Source organism: Polaromonas sp. P1_H6, from assembly GCF_056405195.1.
This window is the reverse complement of sequence record NZ_JBFUCN010000002.1, coordinates 160,656-176,488: the sequence shown is the minus strand read 5'-3', so window position 1 is coordinate 176,488 and position 15,833 is coordinate 160,656. Positions and strand designations below refer to the sequence as shown.

At 64.6% G+C, this 15,833-nt stretch carries 15 protein-coding genes and 1 tRNA gene; 9 read left to right on the top strand and 7 right to left on the bottom strand.

What is annotated here, in order from left to right; translation table 11 throughout:
- Positions 1-16: 16 nt before the first annotated feature.
- Positions 17-1,660 carry a DNA repair protein RecN gene (recN, locus tag AC1D1F_RS03185; RefSeq protein ID WP_477677598.1) on the top strand — a complete coding sequence of 548 codons (1,644 nt, stop codon included), beginning with the start codon at positions 17-19 and terminating at the stop codon, positions 1,658-1,660.
- Positions 1,660-2,526 carry an RNase adapter RapZ gene (rapZ, locus tag AC1D1F_RS03180; protein WP_436156627.1) on the top strand — a complete coding sequence of 289 codons (867 nt, stop codon included), beginning with the start codon at positions 1,660-1,662 and terminating at the stop codon, positions 2,524-2,526. Before recN ends, rapZ begins: the two co-directional genes overlap by 1 nt.
- Positions 2,527-2,538: 12 nt before the next feature.
- Here the strand turns inward: rapZ and mutY are convergent, their stop codons facing one another.
- The 3 genes from mutY to mutM form a co-directional block, all read right to left on the bottom strand.
- Positions 2,539-3,621 carry an A/G-specific adenine glycosylase gene (mutY, locus tag AC1D1F_RS03175; RefSeq protein WP_477677599.1) on the bottom strand — a complete coding sequence of 361 codons (1,083 nt, stop codon included), beginning with the start codon at positions 3,619-3,621 and terminating at the stop codon, positions 2,539-2,541.
- A gap of 62 nt (positions 3,622-3,683) precedes the next feature.
- Positions 3,684-5,660, bottom strand: coding sequence for a dynamin family protein (locus tag AC1D1F_RS03170; RefSeq protein WP_477653190.1), 1,977 nt, complete (start codon positions 5,658-5,660; stop codon positions 3,684-3,686).
- Between the two features lie 78 nt (positions 5,661-5,738).
- Positions 5,739-6,554: a bifunctional DNA-formamidopyrimidine glycosylase/DNA-(apurinic or apyrimidinic site) lyase gene (gene mutM, locus AC1D1F_RS03165; RefSeq protein WP_477677601.1), complete on the bottom strand. Its 816-nt coding sequence runs from the start codon at positions 6,552-6,554 to the stop codon at positions 5,739-5,741.
- 139 nt (positions 6,555-6,693) lie between these two features.
- Between mutM and AC1D1F_RS03160 the strand changes: the two genes are divergently transcribed.
- From AC1D1F_RS03160 to pth, 7 genes are all read left to right on the top strand, one after another.
- A complete protein-coding gene (locus AC1D1F_RS03160) occupies positions 6,694-8,475 on the top strand; it encodes a tetratricopeptide repeat protein (RefSeq protein ID WP_477695941.1) in 1,782 nt (593 codons plus the stop codon).
- 15 nt (positions 8,476-8,490) lie between these two features.
- Entirely contained in the window at positions 8,491-9,012 is a 522-nt protein-coding gene (locus AC1D1F_RS03155; protein WP_477695942.1) for an outer membrane lipoprotein LolB, read from the top strand.
- Positions 9,013-9,051: 39 nt separating this feature from the next.
- Positions 9,052-9,972: a 4-(cytidine 5'-diphospho)-2-C-methyl-D-erythritol kinase gene (gene ispE, locus AC1D1F_RS03150; RefSeq protein ID WP_477695943.1), complete on the top strand. Its 921-nt coding sequence runs from the start codon at positions 9,052-9,054 to the stop codon at positions 9,970-9,972.
- 85 nt (positions 9,973-10,057) lie between these two features.
- Positions 10,058-10,134 (top strand) — tRNA-Gln (locus AC1D1F_RS03145).
- A 231-nt stretch (positions 10,135-10,365) separates the two neighbouring features.
- Positions 10,366-11,340, top strand: a complete 975-nt coding sequence (locus tag AC1D1F_RS03140; RefSeq protein WP_477653185.1) for a ribose-phosphate pyrophosphokinase — start codon at positions 10,366-10,368, stop codon at positions 11,338-11,340.
- A 113-nt stretch (positions 11,341-11,453) separates the two neighbouring features.
- Positions 11,454-12,149, top strand: a complete 696-nt coding sequence (locus AC1D1F_RS03135; protein WP_477653184.1) for a 50S ribosomal protein L25/general stress protein Ctc — start codon at positions 11,454-11,456, stop codon at positions 12,147-12,149.
- Positions 12,150-12,300: 151 nt separating this feature from the next.
- Positions 12,301-12,903: an aminoacyl-tRNA hydrolase gene (gene pth / locus AC1D1F_RS03130; protein ID WP_477677173.1), complete on the top strand. Its 603-nt coding sequence runs from the start codon at positions 12,301-12,303 to the stop codon at positions 12,901-12,903.
- Between the two features lie 41 nt (positions 12,904-12,944).
- Here pth and AC1D1F_RS03125 read toward each other — a convergent pair whose 3' ends face one another.
- The 4 genes from AC1D1F_RS03125 to AC1D1F_RS03110 form a co-directional block, all read right to left on the bottom strand.
- Positions 12,945-13,214, bottom strand: a complete 270-nt coding sequence (locus AC1D1F_RS03125) for a YfhL family 4Fe-4S dicluster ferredoxin (protein ID WP_477653182.1) — start codon at positions 13,212-13,214, stop codon at positions 12,945-12,947.
- A gap of 2 nt (positions 13,215-13,216) precedes the next feature.
- Positions 13,217-13,717: a pantetheine-phosphate adenylyltransferase gene (gene coaD, locus AC1D1F_RS03120; RefSeq protein ID WP_477677172.1), complete on the bottom strand. Its 501-nt coding sequence runs from the start codon at positions 13,715-13,717 to the stop codon at positions 13,217-13,219.
- Positions 13,718-13,806: 89 nt separating this feature from the next.
- Positions 13,807-14,460 carry a 16S rRNA (guanine(966)-N(2))-methyltransferase RsmD gene (gene rsmD, locus AC1D1F_RS03115; RefSeq protein ID WP_477677171.1) on the bottom strand — a complete coding sequence of 218 codons (654 nt, stop codon included), beginning with the start codon at positions 14,458-14,460 and terminating at the stop codon, positions 13,807-13,809.
- A complete protein-coding gene (locus AC1D1F_RS03110) occupies positions 14,457-15,821 on the bottom strand; it encodes a M16 family metallopeptidase (RefSeq protein WP_477696008.1) in 1,365 nt (454 codons plus the stop codon). Before AC1D1F_RS03110 ends, rsmD begins: the two co-directional genes overlap by 4 nt.
- Positions 15,822-15,833 lie beyond the last annotated feature (12 nt).

Here is a 15,833-nt window from a genome sequence, read left to right as displayed (position 1 = left end):
CGGCGCGGATTTATTTATGAGCCTCAAAAGCATCTCGCTTCGCGATTTCGTCATCGTCCACGAACTCGAGCTGGACCTGTCCGGTGGGTTCACGGTGCTCACCGGTGAGACCGGCGCCGGCAAATCCATCCTGATCGATGCCCTGCAACTGGCCCTGGGCGCGCGCGCCGATGCCGGCGTGATACGCGAAGGCGCGGCCCGCTGCGAGATCAGCGTCGAGTTCGACAGCCCCAAGGGCCTGGCCGCCTGGCTGGAGCAAGCCGGCTTCGACGGCGGCGACAGCCTGCTCTTGCGCCGCACGATAGACGTGCAAGGCAAAAGCCGCGCCTGGATCAACGGCAGCGCGGCAACCGCCACGCAGCTCAAGGAGATCGCCGACCAGCTGGTGGACATCCACGGCCAGCATGCCTGGCAAAGCCTGACCCGGCCCGACGCGGTGCGCGGCCTGCTGGACTCCTATGCGGACGTTTCCACGGATGAACTCTCGCGCCGCTGGCAGCAGTGGCGCCTGGCCCAGAAGACGCTGCTGGAGGCACGCGATGCCCAGGACAGCCTGCAGCGCGAACGCGAGCGACTGGCCTGGCAGATCGGCGAACTGGACAAACTCGCGCCCGGTGCCGACGAGTGGGACGAACTCAATGCCCAGCACGGGCGCCTGTCCAACGCCCAGGCCCTGCGCGACGCGGTGCAAACCGCCGTCGATGCATTGCAGGAATCCGACGACAATGCCAATGCGCTGTTGGGCCGCGCGATTGCGGCGCTGCAAAACCAGGAACACATAGAACCCGAGTTCAAGGCTATGGTGGAAGTCCTGAACGGCGCGCTGGCGCAGATGGAAGACACGGTCCACTCGCTCAACGGCTATGCCCGCCATGCCGAGCTCGAGCCGCAGCGGCTCGCTGAACTGGACGAGCGCCTGTCGCAGTGGGTCAGCCTGGCGCGCCGCTACAAACGCACGCCGGCCGAGCTGCCCGAGCTGCTGGCATCCTGGCAGGCCGAACTGCAAAAACTCAATGCCGCGGCCGACCTGGCCCAGCTTGAGAAGAACGAAGCCGCGGCCAAGGCGGCCTACCTCGAGGAAGCCGGCCAGGTGTCCAAGGCCCGCGCCAAGGCCGCCCCCAAACTCGCCAAGGCCATCACCCAGGCCATGCAAGGCCTGGGCATGCAGGGCGGCAAATTCGACGTGGCGCTGGCCAAACTTGAACAACCCGCCCAGCACGGCCTGGAACAGGCCGAATTCCTGGTGGCCGGCCACAGCGGCAGCACGCCGCGCCCCGTCGGCAAGGTGGCTTCGGGCGGTGAGCTGTCCCGCATCGCGCTGGCCATCGCCGTCACCACCAGCCAACTCGGGCAGGCTGAGACCCTGATTTTTGACGAGGTGGATTCAGGCGTGGGCGGCGCCGTCGCCGAAACCGTGGGCCGCCTCATGAAACAGTTGGGCAAGGACCGCCAGGTCATGGCCGTCACCCATTTGCCCCAGGTGGCGGCCTGCGCCGACCAGCACCTGGTGGTCGCCAAGCGCTCCGAGAACGGCGTCACCCTGAGCGCGGTCGACCATGTCAACGGCGAGCAGCGCGTGGCCGAGATCGCCCGCATGCTGGGCGGCGAACGCCTTTCCGGCACCACGCTGGCGCACGCCAAGGAAATGCTGGGGCAGTGATGGCTACGCTGGAAATGGTCCTCATCACCGGCATGTCGGGCTCGGGAAAATCCGTCGCCCTGCACGCGCTGGAGGACGCCGGCTACTACTGCGTCGACAACCTGCCCCCCGAGCTGCTCACGCCTTTCGTGGCGCTGGAACAGAAGCATGGCGCGCAAAAAGTCGCGATCGCCATGGACGTGCGCAGCGCGACCTCTCTGCCGCTGGTGCCCCAGCAGCTGCGCCAGCTGCGCGAGTCCGGCGTGGTGGTGCAGTCGCTGTTCCTGGACGCCAACACGGAAACCCTGGTGCGCCGCTTTTCGGAAACGCGCCGGCTGCACCCGCTGTCGCGCATAGACGCCTCCGACCAGCACCGCGCGCTGGTGGACGCCATCGAACTGGAACGCGAACTGCTGGGCGAAATGCGCGAGCAGGCCCATGTGCTGGACACCAGCATGATCCGGTCCTCGCAGCTGCAGGGCTATGTGAAGTCGCTGATTTCCGCGCCCACCACCCAGCTGACGCTGGTGTTCGAGTCCTTCGCGTTCAAGCGCGGCGTGCCGCTGGACGCCGACTATGTCTTCGACGTGCGCATGCTTCCCAATCCGCACTATGAGTCCGGCCTGCGCCACCTCACGGGGCGGGATGAACCGGTGGCGGATTACCTCAAGGCGCATCCCGAGGTCGGCGACATGTTCCGGCATATCGAGCAATTCCTCAGCCACTGGCTGAACGCGCTGGTGCGCGACCACCGCAGCTACGTGACGGTCGCCATCGGCTGCACCGGCGGCCAACACCGTTCGGTCTATTTGGTCGAAGAACTGGCGGCGGCTTTCAGCCCCCACTGGCGCACGCTGAAGCGACACCGCGAGCTCGACGCCGGTTAAGAAAACCGGCCTTCAGGCGTCTTGCGCGAGCAGCTTGCGTATAGGTGCGGGCAGGCCCAGCGCGGGCCACGCATCGGGGCCGAACCAGGCACCCGGCCGCTCCTCCGACACCACGGCTTTGGGCAATGCCTGGCCGGCGCCAAAGCCCGCTACCCACGGCGACAAATACAAATCCTTGTGTGTGAGCACATGGACGAACTGCGGCAGGGGATCGAGGCGCGATTGCAGTGAGGGCGGCAGCACCGCCTTCAGCTCGTCATCGCTGTCGAATACCGGCAGGCAATACAGGCCGCCCCAGACGCCCCGGCCGGGACGCCTTTCAAGCCACACCGAGCCGTCAGGCCGTTGCGCCCACAACAGGCTCAGGCCCTGGGCGCTGCGCTTGAGCTTGCGTGTCTTGACGGGGTATTTGCCGGGGTCGCCTTCGGCAAAACCGCGGCACAGCTTCTGCACCGGGCATAGCAGGCACTGCGGCTGGCGCCCGGCGCAAATCGTCGCGCCCAGATCCATCAGCCCCTGGGTGTAGCGCGGCATGGTGTCCGCCAGCTTGCGCGTTGGCAACAGTTCCGTCGCATGGTTCCACAATGCTTTTTCATTGGCGCCTTGCGCCAGGTCGGCGGAAAAACCCAGCACCCGCGTGAGCACCCGCTTGACGTTGCCGTCCAGGATCGCGACACGCTCAGCGAAGCAAAAAGAGGCAATGGCGGCCGCCGTCGAGCGGCCTATGCCGGGCAATGTCTGCAATTGCTCCGACGTGCCCGGAAATTGCCCGCCGTGCAGGGCCACGACATCTTTGGCGCAGCGATGCAGGTTGCGCGCGCGGCTGTAGTAGCCCAGCCCGCTCCACAGGCCCAGCACTTCGTCTTCGCTGGCAGCGGCCAGTTCGGCGACCGTGGGGAAGCGCTCAAGAAAGCGCGCGTAGTAATCGAGGACGGTGGCGACCTGGGTCTGCTGCAGCATGATCTCGGACAGCCACACGCGATAAGGGTCGCGCGTGTTCTGCCAGGGCAGGCTGTTGCGCCCGTGCGTGCTTTGCCAGCGGACGATTTCCCCGGAAAAACCGGAAGGCAGGGTTTGCAAGGCGGATTGCTTCATCTCCGGCTTTGCGCCCTGGGAGGGGAAAAGCGCTGGATGGCTGATTGACCTGCCGGCAAGGCTCAGGCTGCCTCGGGAACGGCCGCGTTCTGGGCGGCTGCGGCGGCCTGCGCCTTGTCTTGCGCAGAAGTGCCGCCCATCAGGTGGGCCGTCAGCTCGGTGAGCTTGTTGTCCAGCTCGTTGAGCACGCCTTCCTGCTCGTCGATCTCGGCGATGCGTTCGTCCAGGCCCGATGCCGCCTGCTGGATGCGCTCAATGGCCTCCAGCCTGCGCCCGAAATTGCGGCGCCGCTCGCGCAACTGGGCGTCCAGTTGCGAGGCTGCAGATTTGTTCCACAGCTCGACCTCGCCCAGCGCGGTCTCGTAGACCACGCGCAGGCGCGTGGCCAGCGCGCGCACCAGGCGCTCGGAAAAGTCCGCCTGGGACAGCTTGATCACATTGCTCAGCCCCAGGTACTGCAGGTGGCTGCGCTCTATCAGTTCGAGGTCGTGTTCGTAGCGGATCAGTTCCGGCTCTTTGGGCGCCTGCAGCGAGAAGCTGAATTCGGCATTGAGCTGGCGGAAGGACGCGGTCAGCATGGACTGGATCTCGCCGCTCAGGATCTGGGATTTCTGCAGCCCCTCGCGCAGGCGCGAGAAGGTCTGCCCGTAGGCTTTTTTGACACCCAGCTTGATACCCGGCTGCTTCAGCGCCTGCGTCAGTTCGGCCAGTTCGGCCTTGAGAGTCGGCGTGCTGAGGAGGTTGAACAGGTCGCGCAGCATCTTGAGGTGGACCGAGCGCACCGCGTGGATCTTCGAACCGCTGGTGTCGAACTCGGCCTGTTCCTGCTCGATGCGGCTGCGCATGTGCTTGATCACCGAGACGTTTTTGCCGCGCAGGCCGCGCAGCTCGATCATCTGCTCGGCCAGGTCGCGCCGGCGAATGTGCATGGCGCGTCCGGCTTCCGTCCGGAGTTCGCCGATGCCGGCTGCTACCGCCGAGCGCAGGATTTTCTGGCGCTGCCCCATCACGCCCTGGCCCAGCGCGAGCTCGAGCGCCGGCAGGTGGCTGGCTTCCAGCAAGGCCTTGTCGCGGGTCACCTTGGCCACCAGCCCCTTTTGGGCCGAGACGGGGATAACCTGCGATTCCGGCAGGCCCAGGATTTCGGCCGAGGTCGCGCGTTGCCGGTCGATCTGCGCCTTGATTTGCTCGGGCGTGCTCAGCGCGTCCCAGAGCGTGTCTATCTTGTTGAGCACCACCAGGCGCGCGTCGCTGCCCTCGCCCTCGGTGATCAGGTGTTCACGCCAGATCGCCAGGTCGGACTTGGTGACGCCGGTGTCGGCGGCCAGGATGAACACCACGGCATGTGCCTGGGGAATCAGGCTCACCGTCAGCTCGGGCTCAGCGCCTATGGCGTTCAGGCCCGGCGTGTCGAGGATCACCAGGCCCTGCTTGAGCAGCGGGTGCGCGATATTGATGAGGGCATGGCGCCACTTGGGCACTTCGATCAGGCCGTCGGGGCCGGCCAGGGGGTTGTCGTCCGGGCTGTTGTCGTGCCAGAAGCCGAGCGCGCGGGCCTCATCCTTGGTGACGTGGCGCACTTCGGCGACTTTTTCCAGGGCTTGTGCCAGCTGGGCGGGATCGTTGACGTCCAGGTCCAGCCGCGTCCACTTTTCGGGGGCCGAGCGCCACTCCATCAGCGCCTGTTTCTGCAAACGCGTCTCGATGGGCAGCAGGCGCAGGCAAGGCGGCACGTCCGCGTCGTAACCGAGCTCGGTCGGGCACATGGTGGTGCGGCCGGCGCTTGCCGGCATGATGCGGCGGCCGTAGCCGGCAAAAAAGATCGCGTTGATCAGTTCGGACTTGCCGCGCGAGAATTCCGCCACAAAAGCCACCATGACCTTGTCGGAACGCACCTGGGACTCCAACCGCTGCAAACGCTCCTCGACGGCAGCGTCAAGCAGGTCATGGTCTTTCATCCACTCAGCAAGCAGCTTCAGGCGAAGCGCAAATTCACGCCGCCACTGGCCATGCTGGTCAAATTGTTCGTTAAAAGACATCGGTCTTCCGTTAAGTGTGATCGGTCAATATAGCATCGCCGCCCCGAAAGGCCTATTGGCGCCTCTACGTATCCGGGTTCAGGGTTTCTGGCAGGTCGCGCAATAAAAAGTCGAGCGCTGGCCCTGGCGGATGCTTTTGACGGGCGCGGCGCAAACCCGGCAAGGCTGGCCGGCCCGGTCGTAGACCATGGCTTCCAGCTGGAAATAACCGGATTCGCCCCAGGCATTCGAGAAGTCCCGCAAGGTGCTGCCGCCTTTTGTAACAGCCTGCGCCAGCACCTGGCGTATGGCCGCGTGCAGCAGCGCCGCGCGCGGCTTGCTGATGCGGCTGGCCCGCGTGGTGGGCCGTATGCCCGCCAGGAACAAGGCCTCGGAGGCGTAAATATTGCCGACGCCCACCACCGCCTCGCCGCCCAGCAGGACTTGTTTGATGGGCGTTTGCCGCAGTTTGAGCGCCTGGTGAAAATCGGCGGCGTCAAAAGCGTCACTGAGCGGCTCCACGCCCAGGCGGCCGAGCAGCTTTTGCGCGGCTGGGGTGTTTTCGCCGCCGGCATAGACCACCGCACCAAAACGGCGCGGGTCGTTGAGCCTCAGGGTTCCCAGGCTGGTCACCATGTCGAAGTGGTCGTGCTTGCCAGGCGCGGGAAAGCCGGCGCCAAAGCTCACGCTGCCGGACATGCCCAGGTGGATCATCAACAGGCCGTCGCTCAAGTCCACCAGCAGGTATTTGCCGCGCCGGCGAACCGCGAGCACCTGCCGGCCGACCAGTTGGCGCGGCTGGCAGCCCAGGGGCCAGCGCAGGGGTTTGCCCATTTCGACGCGCTCGATGCGCGCGCCCGCGATGCGGTCCGCAAAACTCAGGCGGGTGACTTCGACTTCCGGCAGTTCAGGCATAGGTTTGGCAGCTAGGGGCGCCGGTCTGCGGGCGCAAGGGGGGGTGGTTCGCGGCGCCGCGCAATGCCGGCCACAAAAGCTTTCAAGGCGGCAGGGTAAAGCGGGAGCGCGACCCGGAAGCATCAATTATCATGGTTCGATGAAGAAAAAATCTGGCCTTGCCGGCCTTGCCCTCAGCGGCCTGTGGTTTGTCGCACCCCTGGCCCTGGCGCAGACCGACGAGCCGGTTTCCGCCGCGCCCGCCACACTGGTCGAAGCCAAGGCCGCGCAGGAATCCACCCCCTCCTCGCTTCTGGACAGCGCCCTGTTTTACCAACTGCTGGTCGGTGAAATGACCCTGCAGGACGGCGAGCCCGCCGCCGGCTTCGCCCTGATGCTGGACGCCGCCCGGAAAACCGGCGACGCCCAGCTTTACCAGCGCGCCACCGACATCGCCCTGCAGTCGCGCTCGGGCGACGCCGCCCTGCAGTCGGCCCGGGCCTGGAAGCAGGACCAGCCCACCTCGCGCGAGGCCAACCGTTACGTGCTGCAAATCCTGGTGGCGCTCAACCGGATTGCCGACACGGTGGAGCCGCTGCAAACCGAAATCAAACTGGCACCGGATGTGGAGCGGCCGTCCGTCCTGACGTCTGTACCGCGCGTGTACGCCCGCGCAACAGACAAAAAACTGGCCAGCACCGTGGTGGAAGAAGCCCTGGCCGACCACCTGGGCAATCCCGCCACCGCGGGCGCCGCCTGGACCACCGTCGCGCGCATGCGCCTGGCCGCGGGCGACGCCAATGGCGCGCTTGCCGCGGCCCGGCGCGGCCAGGCTGCCGACCCGCGCGCCGAAGGCCCAGCGCTGGTGGCGCTTGAATTGATGGACCCCAAGCTGCCCGAAGCCGAAACTGTGATCCGCAATTATTTCGACGGCAACCCCAAAGCCATGCCTGAAATCAGGATGGGCTATGCCCGGGCGCTGCTGGACGCCCAGCGTTATGCCGAGGCCGCCGCCCAGTTGCAGGTCGTGACGCGCGACAAGCCCGACCTCCCTGAGGGTTGGTTGGTGCTGGGTTCCCTGCAACTGCAGGACAACCAACTGGCGCAGGCGCAAAGCTCGCTGGAGCGCTATGTCGGCCTGGCGCAGCAACAGACTGCCGAAGGCGAACGCAACCGCGGCTTGGCCCAGGCTTATTTGTCTCTCTCGCAAATTGCGGAAAAACGCAAGGATTACGCCGCGGCGGAAAGCTGGCTGGCCAGGATTGACAACGCCTCCGACCTGGCGCTGGCGCAGACCCGGCGCGCTTCCATCCTGGCCAGCCAGGGCAAGCTCGACGAGGGCCGCCAGCTGATCCGCAAGCTGCCCGAGCGCAATCCGGCCGAGGCCAGGGTCAAACTCAATGCGGAAGTGTCCCTGCTGCGCGAGTTCAAGCAGTACCAGCTGGCCCACAAGGTGCTAGCCGAGGCGCTGGTGAAGGCGCCAGAAGAAACCGAGCTGATTTACGACCAGGCCATGATGGCCGAAAAGCTGGGCAAGCTCGATGAGATGGAAAGCCTGCTGCGCAAGGTCATCCAGCTCAAGCCCGACTACCACCACGCCTACAACGCCCTGGGCTACTCGCTGGCCGATCGCAGCGTGCGCTTGCCCGAGGCGCGCGAGTTGATCCGCAAGGCGCTGGAATTTGCCCCCGCCGACCCGTTTATCCGGGACAGCCTGGGCTGGGTGGAATTCCGCCTGGGCAACAAGGCAGAAGCCGCGCAGATCTTCGAGGCCGCCTACAAGGCCAAACCCGATGCGGAGATCGCCGCGCATTTCGGCGAAGTGCTGTGGACCATGGGCCAGCGCGACCGCGCCATTGCCATCTGGAAGGAAGGCAGATTGCTCAATCCCGAGAACGAAACGCTGCAGGAAACGCTCAAGCGCCTGCGCGTGAAGCTGTAAGCCGGGATACCCATCTTGCCGCCCACCCTCCGCACGCGCCTGGCCCGGCTGGCCCTTGGTTTTGCGACCCTCTTCACCGTGTTTTTCGTTGCCGGCTGCGCGCAAATGCCCAGGGCAACAGCCCAGGATGGACTGAAAAACGATTTCTGGACCGGCCGTATCAGCCTGCAGGTGCAGAGTGAGCCGGCACAGTCTTTTTCGGCCAGCTTCGAGCTCAAAGGCCGGGCCGAACGCGGTGAACTCACGCTGATCAGTCCCTTGGGCAATGTGCTGGGCGTGCTGCGCTGGTCGCCCGGCGAAGCGGTACTGGACTCGGGCGGCGGCAAAGTCCAGCGTTTTGCCTCCGTCGATGAGTTGATGGCCCAGGCCACGGGTGCGGCCGTACCGATAGATGCGCTGTTTGCCTGGCTGCGCGGCGACAATGCCGCCGCCGCCGGTTGGTCGGCCGACCTCTCACGCCGCCAGGAAGGCCGCATTTCGGCCAAAAGGTCCCAGCCGGCGCCGCAGGCCGACCTGCGTGTCGTGCTCGATCAGTAATAGCCCTCCCGCCGCCCTCCCCGGCCTTCGCTCTTTTTCATGACCTCCATCGCTCCCGCCTCAGGTACCGCGCCGCCGCTCAAGGCCCTGTATGACGTGCCGGCACCCGCCAAGCTCAATCTTTTCCTGCACATCACCGGCCGCAGGCCGGACGGCTACCACCTGCTGCAGTCCGTTTTCATGCTGATCGACTGGTGCGATACCCTGCACTTTGAGCTGCGCACTGACGGTCGGATCAGCCGGGAGGACCTGGAAACGGACGGCCACACGGCAGAAGCTTTGCCCACGGACGACCTTGCGGTGCGGGCCGCGCGGGCATTGCAGGCCGCCTGCGGCACCTCGCTGGGCGTCCACATCGGCCTGCAAAAGCGGATTCCCTCACAGGCCGGCATGGGCGGAGGTTCGTCGGATGCGGCCAGTTGCCTGCTGGCTCTGCAACGGCTGTGGGGCGTGCGCCTGCCGCCGCAGGAGCTGCGCGCCCTGGCCCTCTCGCTGGGCGCTGACGTGCCTTTTTTCCTTTCGGGCGGCCATGCCTGGGTGGAGGGCATAGGCGAAAAAATCACGCCGCTGGCCCTGCCCTCGGCTCGTTTTCTGGTGGTCAAACCGGCGGCCGGGCTCCCCACACAAGGTATTTTCAGCGCGCCGTGGCTCAAACGTGACACAGAAACTGCTACAATCCAAGGCTTTGCTGCAAATGCTGAAGGCCAGTCGAAATCGTTTGATTTCGGATTCGGCCGCAACGACTTGCAGCCGGTAGCGCAGGGGATGTGCCCGCAGATTGGCCAATCGCTCGATTGGCTGAAAAGCAGGCAACTCCAGGGGCGCATGACCGGCTCCGGAAGTGCTGTATTTGCGCAACTGCCGCATGAAATGGATTTGCCGGACACCTCGGGATTGCCTGAGGGCTGGAAAGTCCGCCAATGCGGTAATTTGGAGGCGCATCCCCTGGCCGGTTGGTAAAATAACCGCTCTCGAAATGTGTTTCCAAGCGACCATAAATGAATAAGTTATAGGTCTGTTGTTGGCAACAACAACTGTCCTGTGTAGGGGTGTCGCCAAGCTGGTTAAGGCACCGGATTTTGATTCCGGCATTCGCAGGTTCGAATCCTTCCACCCCTGCCAAATTTAAGACTGAGGGCCACAGCCCCGGTGTCGCGGACCCGCCCGGCGCGGGCCTGCGTGACTCCTGACAGACCCGCATGATGTGTATCAGCGGGTCTGTATGTTTTTGGAAACACGGCAGCCAAGCGGCGCTCACTGCCAAGCCCGTAGCAACGTGTTGTCCCCCGTGCGTATTTTGCTTCGATCAGAAATTTCAGCCACGTTCAAGTCCTTGTAGCAGCTGGGCCCCACATGCAAACGCACCATCCCGACTTCATGGTTTTTACCGGCAATGCCAATCCGAGCATGGCCCTTGAGATCTCCCAGCACCTGGGCATTTCGCTGGGCGCGGCCCATGTGGGTCGTTTTTCGGATGGTGAGGTCACCGTCGAGATTCAGCAGAACGTGCGGGCTCGCGATGTGTTTGTGGTTCAGTCGACCTGCGCGCCGACCAACGACAACCTGATGGAATTGCTCATCATGGTCGACGCGCTGAAGCGGGCTTCGGCCGAGCGCATCGCCGCGGTGATCCCGTATTTCGGCTATGCGCGGCAAGACCGCCGCCCGCGTTCGGCGCGTGTGCCGATCACGGCCAAGGTGGTGGCCAACATGCTGCAGGCCGTGGGCGTGTCGCGTGTCTTGACGATGGACCTGCACGCCGACCAGATCCAGGGCTTTTTCGACATCCCGGTCGACAACATTTATGCGTCGCCGGTGCTGCTGGGCGATTTGCGCCAGAAGAATTACGCCGACCTGATGGTCGTTTCGCCCGACGTGGGCGGTGTGGTGCGGGCCCGGGCGCTGGCCAAGCAGCTGGGCTGCGACATGGCCATCATCGACAAACGCCGCCCCAAGGCGAACGTGTCGGAAGTGATGCACGTGATCGGCGATATCGAAGGCCGCAACTGCGTGATCATGGACGACATGATCGACACGGCCGGCACGCTGGTCAAGGCGGCCGAAGTGCTCAAGGAGCGCGGCGCCAAGAAGGTTTACGCGTATTGCACGCACCCGATTTTTTCGGGCCCGGCCATAGACCGCATCGCCAAGGGCGACGCGCTTGATGAAGTGGTGATCACCAACACCATTCCGCTGAGCCCCAATGCAGAAGGCTGCAAGAAGATTCGCCAGCTCTCCGTGGCGCCGCTGATCGCTGAGACCATACAGCGCATCGCCAAGGGAGAGTCGGTCATGAGTTTGTTTTCGGACCAGGACAACCTGTTCTGAGCTGAAACAAAAAGCGGCTGCACGGCCCGCGAAGCCTCAAGCTTCACGGAATCCAGGCAGCTTTTTAAAGCAGAGCGAGACTGGTCGCGGTCCGTTCTTTATTGGAGTTGATTATGAAATTCGTCGCTTTTGAGCGCGCAAAGCAGGGCACGGGTGCGAGCCGCCGTCTCCGCATCACGGGCCGCACGCCCGGTATTGTTTACGGTGGCACCGGTGAACCCACGCTGATCGAACTCGATCACAACGCGTTGTTCCACGCCATCAAGAAAGAAGCGTTCCATGCTTCCATCCTCGAGATGGAACTGGCCGGCAAAGAACAAAAAGTTCTGCTGCGCGACCTGCAAATGCACCCGTACAAGCAGCAGATCCTGCACATCGACTTCCAGCGCGTGGAAGCCAAGACCAAGATGACCGTCAAAGTGCCCGTGCACTACAGCGGTGAAGAAGAGTCGCCGGCCGTCAAGACCGAGAACTGCCTGGTCAACCACGTGATCACCGAGCTGACCGTCTCCTGCTTCCCGGCCGACATCCCCGAATTCATCGCCGTCGACCTGAAGGGCCTGAAGAAGGGCTCGCCGCTGCACGTCAAGGACATCACGCTGCCAAAGGGCGTGAAGTTTGTCGCCAAGGGCCAGGAAAACCCGGTTCTGGTGTCCGTGTCCGCCGTTTCCGACGAAGCCGAGGCCGATGCCGCAGCAGCCGCTGCAGCAGCCGCACCGGTGGACCCGAAAGCCGCCAAGGCCGCCGCCGCCAAGGAAGCCAAAGCCGGCGCCAAGGCTGACGCCGCCAAGCCTGCCGCCAAGAAGTAATTCGCTTCAAGCGCAGGCCTGAAAAGGCCAACGGCCCTTGTCCTCTTGCGGGACAAGGGCCGTTTTTCTTTCTCACTAGGATTCTGAACCGCAAGCCTCCGCAAAAGGCCGGGCTATGCGCACCTAGAATCGAGCGGATGGAAATCTCCAAATGATCAAATTGTTCGTCGGTCTGGGCAATCCCGGTCCTGAATATGAGGCTACCCGCCACAACGCCGGCTTCTGGTGGATAGACGCCCTCTCGCGGGAGCTCAAAGCCCCTCTCAGCCTCGAAAAAGGCTACCACGGCCAGGTTGCACGCATCACGGTGAACGGCCAGAACGTCTGGCTGCTCAAGCCGCTGACCTTCATGAACGTGTCGGGCAAGTCGGTCGCGGCGCTGGCGCGGTTTTTCAAGCTCGCGCCCGAGGAAGTGCTGGTAGCTCACGACGAGATGGACATCGTGCCGGGGCAAGTCAAACTCAAGTTCGGCGGCAGCCACGCCGGCCACAACGGCCTGCGCGACATCCACGCGCAGCTGGGCACACCCGACTACTGGCGCCTGCGCATAGGCGTGGGCCACCCCGGCGTCAAGGCCGAAGTGGTCGACTGGGTGCTGAAAAAGCCTTCGGCCGAGCACCGCATCGCCATTGAAGACTGCATCACCCGTTGCCTCAAGGCGGTGCCGGAGCTGCTCAAGGGCGAGATGGAAAAGGCCACGATGATGATCCACACCAGCACGCCGCCGCGGCCCAAACCGCCACGCAAGGTTTAGAACCGGAATCCGAAGCCAATCCGAAGACTGGGGTTAAATCTTCAGCGTGCCGCGATGATGGGAATCACGGCCTGCAGGCGCTGGTATTTTTCCCACAGGGTTTCCCGCGTTTCAATGTGCTGCGGATTCAGGGGAATGCAGGCCACGGGGCAGACCTGCACGCACTGCGGTTCGTCGAAATGGCCGACGCATTCGGTGCATTTGTGCGGGTCGATCTCGTAGATCTCTTTGCCCAGATAGATGGCCTGGTTGGGGCATTCGGGCTCGCAGACGTCGCAGTTGATGCATTCGTCGGTGATCATCAAGGCCATGTTCAGCCCCCTTTCGCTGCCCGGTGCGCGACCGCGAGGGCCGACGCCACCGCGGGGCTCACCATCTGGGCCACGTCGCCGCCCAGCTTGCTGATCTCGCGCACCAGCGTGCTGCTGATGCATTGCAGCGGCGCGTCAGGTAGCAAAAACACGGTTTCCACCTGGGGGCGCAGCTTGCGGTTCATGGCCGCCATCTGGGCTTCGTAATCAAAGTCCGTCAGGTTGCGGATACCGCGCACCACGGCCGAGGCTTTTTGCGCCGCGCAAAAATCCATGATCAGGCCGTCAAAAGGCAGCACGGCCACGCCGGCAATGCCCTGCGTTTCGGCCTGTACTTGCGCCACGCGGGCCTCCAGCGAAAACAGGGTTTTCTTGTGGTGGGCCGCGGCCACGGCGATGACGATCTGGTCAAACAGCCCGGCCGCGCGGCGCACCACGTCGCCATGGCCCAGCGTGAAAGGGTCAAAAGTGCCGGAGTAGACAGCGATGCGCGGGGTGGCCATGCTGGAATTATGCCCGCCCCACCGCTGCAACCGGCCGGCTGGCCCCCGTAACCACGCGGCAGGCAAGGCTGCCGGACTCGTGAGCGGTATCAGGCCGCTGGCGCGCCCAGCCCGGCCAGCAGGTGGAAATGCACGGCACCGGCCTTGCCGTTGCGGTGCAGCTTGAGGCCCAGGGGCAGCAATTCCTCCTCAGTCCAGGCTTTGGGGGACTCCAGGTACACCAGGCCGGTTGGGCCTATGGCCCGTGCCGCGGCTTGCAGTGCGGATTCGAACAGCGTGGACTCAAAAGGCGGGTCCAGCAGCACCAGTTGCAGGCTGCCGGGGGCAACGCGCTTGAGCGCACTGAGCCCGTCGCCGCGCTCGATGTGGCACATCTCAGCCTTGAGCCTGGCCTGCACCGCCTTGAGCTGCAGCACCAGAGCCGGGTCCTGCTCGCACAGCAGCACGTCGGCAGCGCCGCGTGAGGCGGCCTCAAAACCCAGCGCGCCGGTTCCGGCGAACACGTCCATGCAGCGCCAGCCCGTCAAGTCCTGGCCCAGCCAGTTGAACAAGGTTTCGCGCACGCGGTCAGGCGTGGGACGCAGGCCGGGCTTGCTGGGAACCGGCAGCTTGGTGCGTTTGTACAGCCCGCCGATGATGCGGATTTCGCCGGGCGGCACGGTCTTGCGGCCCACCACCTTGCCGCCCTTGGGACGCGGTTTTTTGCCGGCGGGGGTTTCTGTGGGTGCGGGAGTGTATTTCATGGTGCGGCGCCGAGGATAACAGTGACCATTTTCTCAGGCTGCAGCTTGCGCGCAAAGGCGGCCTTGATGTCGGCCACCGTCACCTTGTCCACCTGCTGCGTCCAGGTGTCCAGGTAATCCAGCGGCAGCTTGTTCCAGGCGATGCTTGCGATGTTGTCCAGCAGCTTGCGGTTGCTGTCGATGCGCAGCGCAAAACCGCCTATGAGGTTGTCCTTGGCGGCCTTCAGTTCGGCCTCGGTGGGGCCGTCGGCGACAAAGTCCTTGACCACCTCATGCGCCAGCTTCACCGCCTGGCCGGCCTGATCGGGCCGCGTCTGCAGGCTCACAGTGAAGCTGCCGGCATGCAGGCCGGGCGAGAAATAGCTGGTAACGCCGTAAGTCAGCCCCCGCTTTTCACGCACTTCCCGCGTCAGGCGCGAGACAAAACCGCCGCCGCCCAGGATGTAGTTGCCGATGGTCAGCGCGAAATAATCCGGGTCGGTGCGCTTGAAGCCGGGCTGGCCTATCAGCACATGGGCCTGCGCCGAATCAAAGGGAATGCGCTTTTCCTCGGCCTGGGCCAGCGGCGCCACTTCGGCCACCTCCGGCAAGGGCGGCAGGCCGGCGCACGCCACCTGAGGCAGGCGCGACAGCAGGCGCGCCGCGATCACATCGGCCTGCGCGCGCGTCACGGCGCCCACCATGCTGACGCGCGCGCGGCAAGCCGCCACGCCGGCGCTGTAGAAAGCGCGCATGTCGGCCACGCTGATGCGCGCCAGCGTGGCCTCGGTCACCTCATAGCCGTAGGGGTGCGTGCCGTACACCGCTTTCGCGTAGGCACGGGCAATGATGCTGCCGGGCCGGGTGTAGGACTCCTTGAGCGAGGCCACCATGCGCTCGCGTTCACGCTGCCAGATGGCGTTGGGGAAGGACGGCTCGGCGATCTGGCGCGCCGCAAGCGCCACGGCCTTGTCGAGCAGCTCGGGGTCAGTCAGGGAGCGCAACGAAAAACCCAGGCGCTCACCCGTGGCGCTGACGCCGAACTGTGCCCCCAGGTCGGCCCAGGCCTCGCTGAGCGCATTTTCGTCCATGGCGGGCTCGCCGTTTCTGGCTTCCAGGCCCTTGTCCAGCATGGTCATGGTCATGCTCGCCAGGCCCGCCTGGGCGGCCGGGTCGCGCCGGGTGCCTGCATCAAAATCGATCTGCACATCCAGCATGGCGATGGCCGGGCTTTCGACCAGGTAGACCTGGGCGCCGTTCGTTTGTGTCCATTGCTGGATGGGGATGGCCGCACCGGCCGTTGCCTGCAGGCACAGGCAAAAAAAGCCGGCAACCCAGAGGGTGAGAGAGCTGCGAGCCCTGTTTTTCGTGGCGATGTTCATGAGGATTCGGGT

Excerpts from the sequence above, each read along its gene's own strand:
- recN (WP_477677598.1), top strand. The coding sequence starts at position 17 with ATGAGCCTCAAAAGCATCTCGCTTCGCGATTTCGTCATCGTCCACGAA.
- rapZ (WP_436156627.1), top strand. The coding sequence starts at position 1,660 with ATGGCTACGCTGGAAATGGTCCTCATCACCGGCATGTCGGGCTCGGGA.
- mutY (WP_477677599.1), bottom strand. The coding sequence starts at position 3,621 with ATGAAGCAATCCGCCTTGCAAACCCTGCCTTCCGGTTTTTCCGGGGAA.
- AC1D1F_RS03170 (WP_477653190.1), bottom strand. The coding sequence starts at position 5,660 with ATGTCTTTTAACGAACAATTTGACCAGCATGGCCAGTGGCGGCGTGAA.
- mutM (WP_477677601.1), bottom strand. The coding sequence starts at position 6,554 with ATGCCTGAACTGCCGGAAGTCGAAGTCACCCGCCTGAGTTTTGCGGAC.
- AC1D1F_RS03160 (WP_477695941.1), top strand. The coding sequence starts at position 6,694 with ATGAAGAAAAAATCTGGCCTTGCCGGCCTTGCCCTCAGCGGCCTGTGG.
- ispE (WP_477695943.1), top strand. The coding sequence starts at position 9,052 with ATGACCTCCATCGCTCCCGCCTCAGGTACCGCGCCGCCGCTCAAGGCC.
- AC1D1F_RS03140 (WP_477653185.1), top strand. The coding sequence starts at position 10,366 with ATGCAAACGCACCATCCCGACTTCATGGTTTTTACCGGCAATGCCAAT.
- AC1D1F_RS03135 (WP_477653184.1), top strand. The coding sequence starts at position 11,454 with ATGAAATTCGTCGCTTTTGAGCGCGCAAAGCAGGGCACGGGTGCGAGC.
- pth (WP_477677173.1), top strand. The coding sequence starts at position 12,301 with ATGATCAAATTGTTCGTCGGTCTGGGCAATCCCGGTCCTGAATATGAG.
- AC1D1F_RS03125 (WP_477653182.1), bottom strand. The coding sequence starts at position 13,214 with ATGGCCTTGATGATCACCGACGAATGCATCAACTGCGACGTCTGCGAG.
- coaD (WP_477677172.1), bottom strand. The coding sequence starts at position 13,717 with ATGGCCACCCCGCGCATCGCTGTCTACTCCGGCACTTTTGACCCTTTC.
- rsmD (WP_477677171.1), bottom strand. The coding sequence starts at position 14,460 with ATGAAATACACTCCCGCACCCACAGAAACCCCCGCCGGCAAAAAACCG.
- AC1D1F_RS03110 (WP_477696008.1), bottom strand. The coding sequence starts at position 15,821 with ATGAACATCGCCACGAAAAACAGGGCTCGCAGCTCTCTCACCCTCTGG.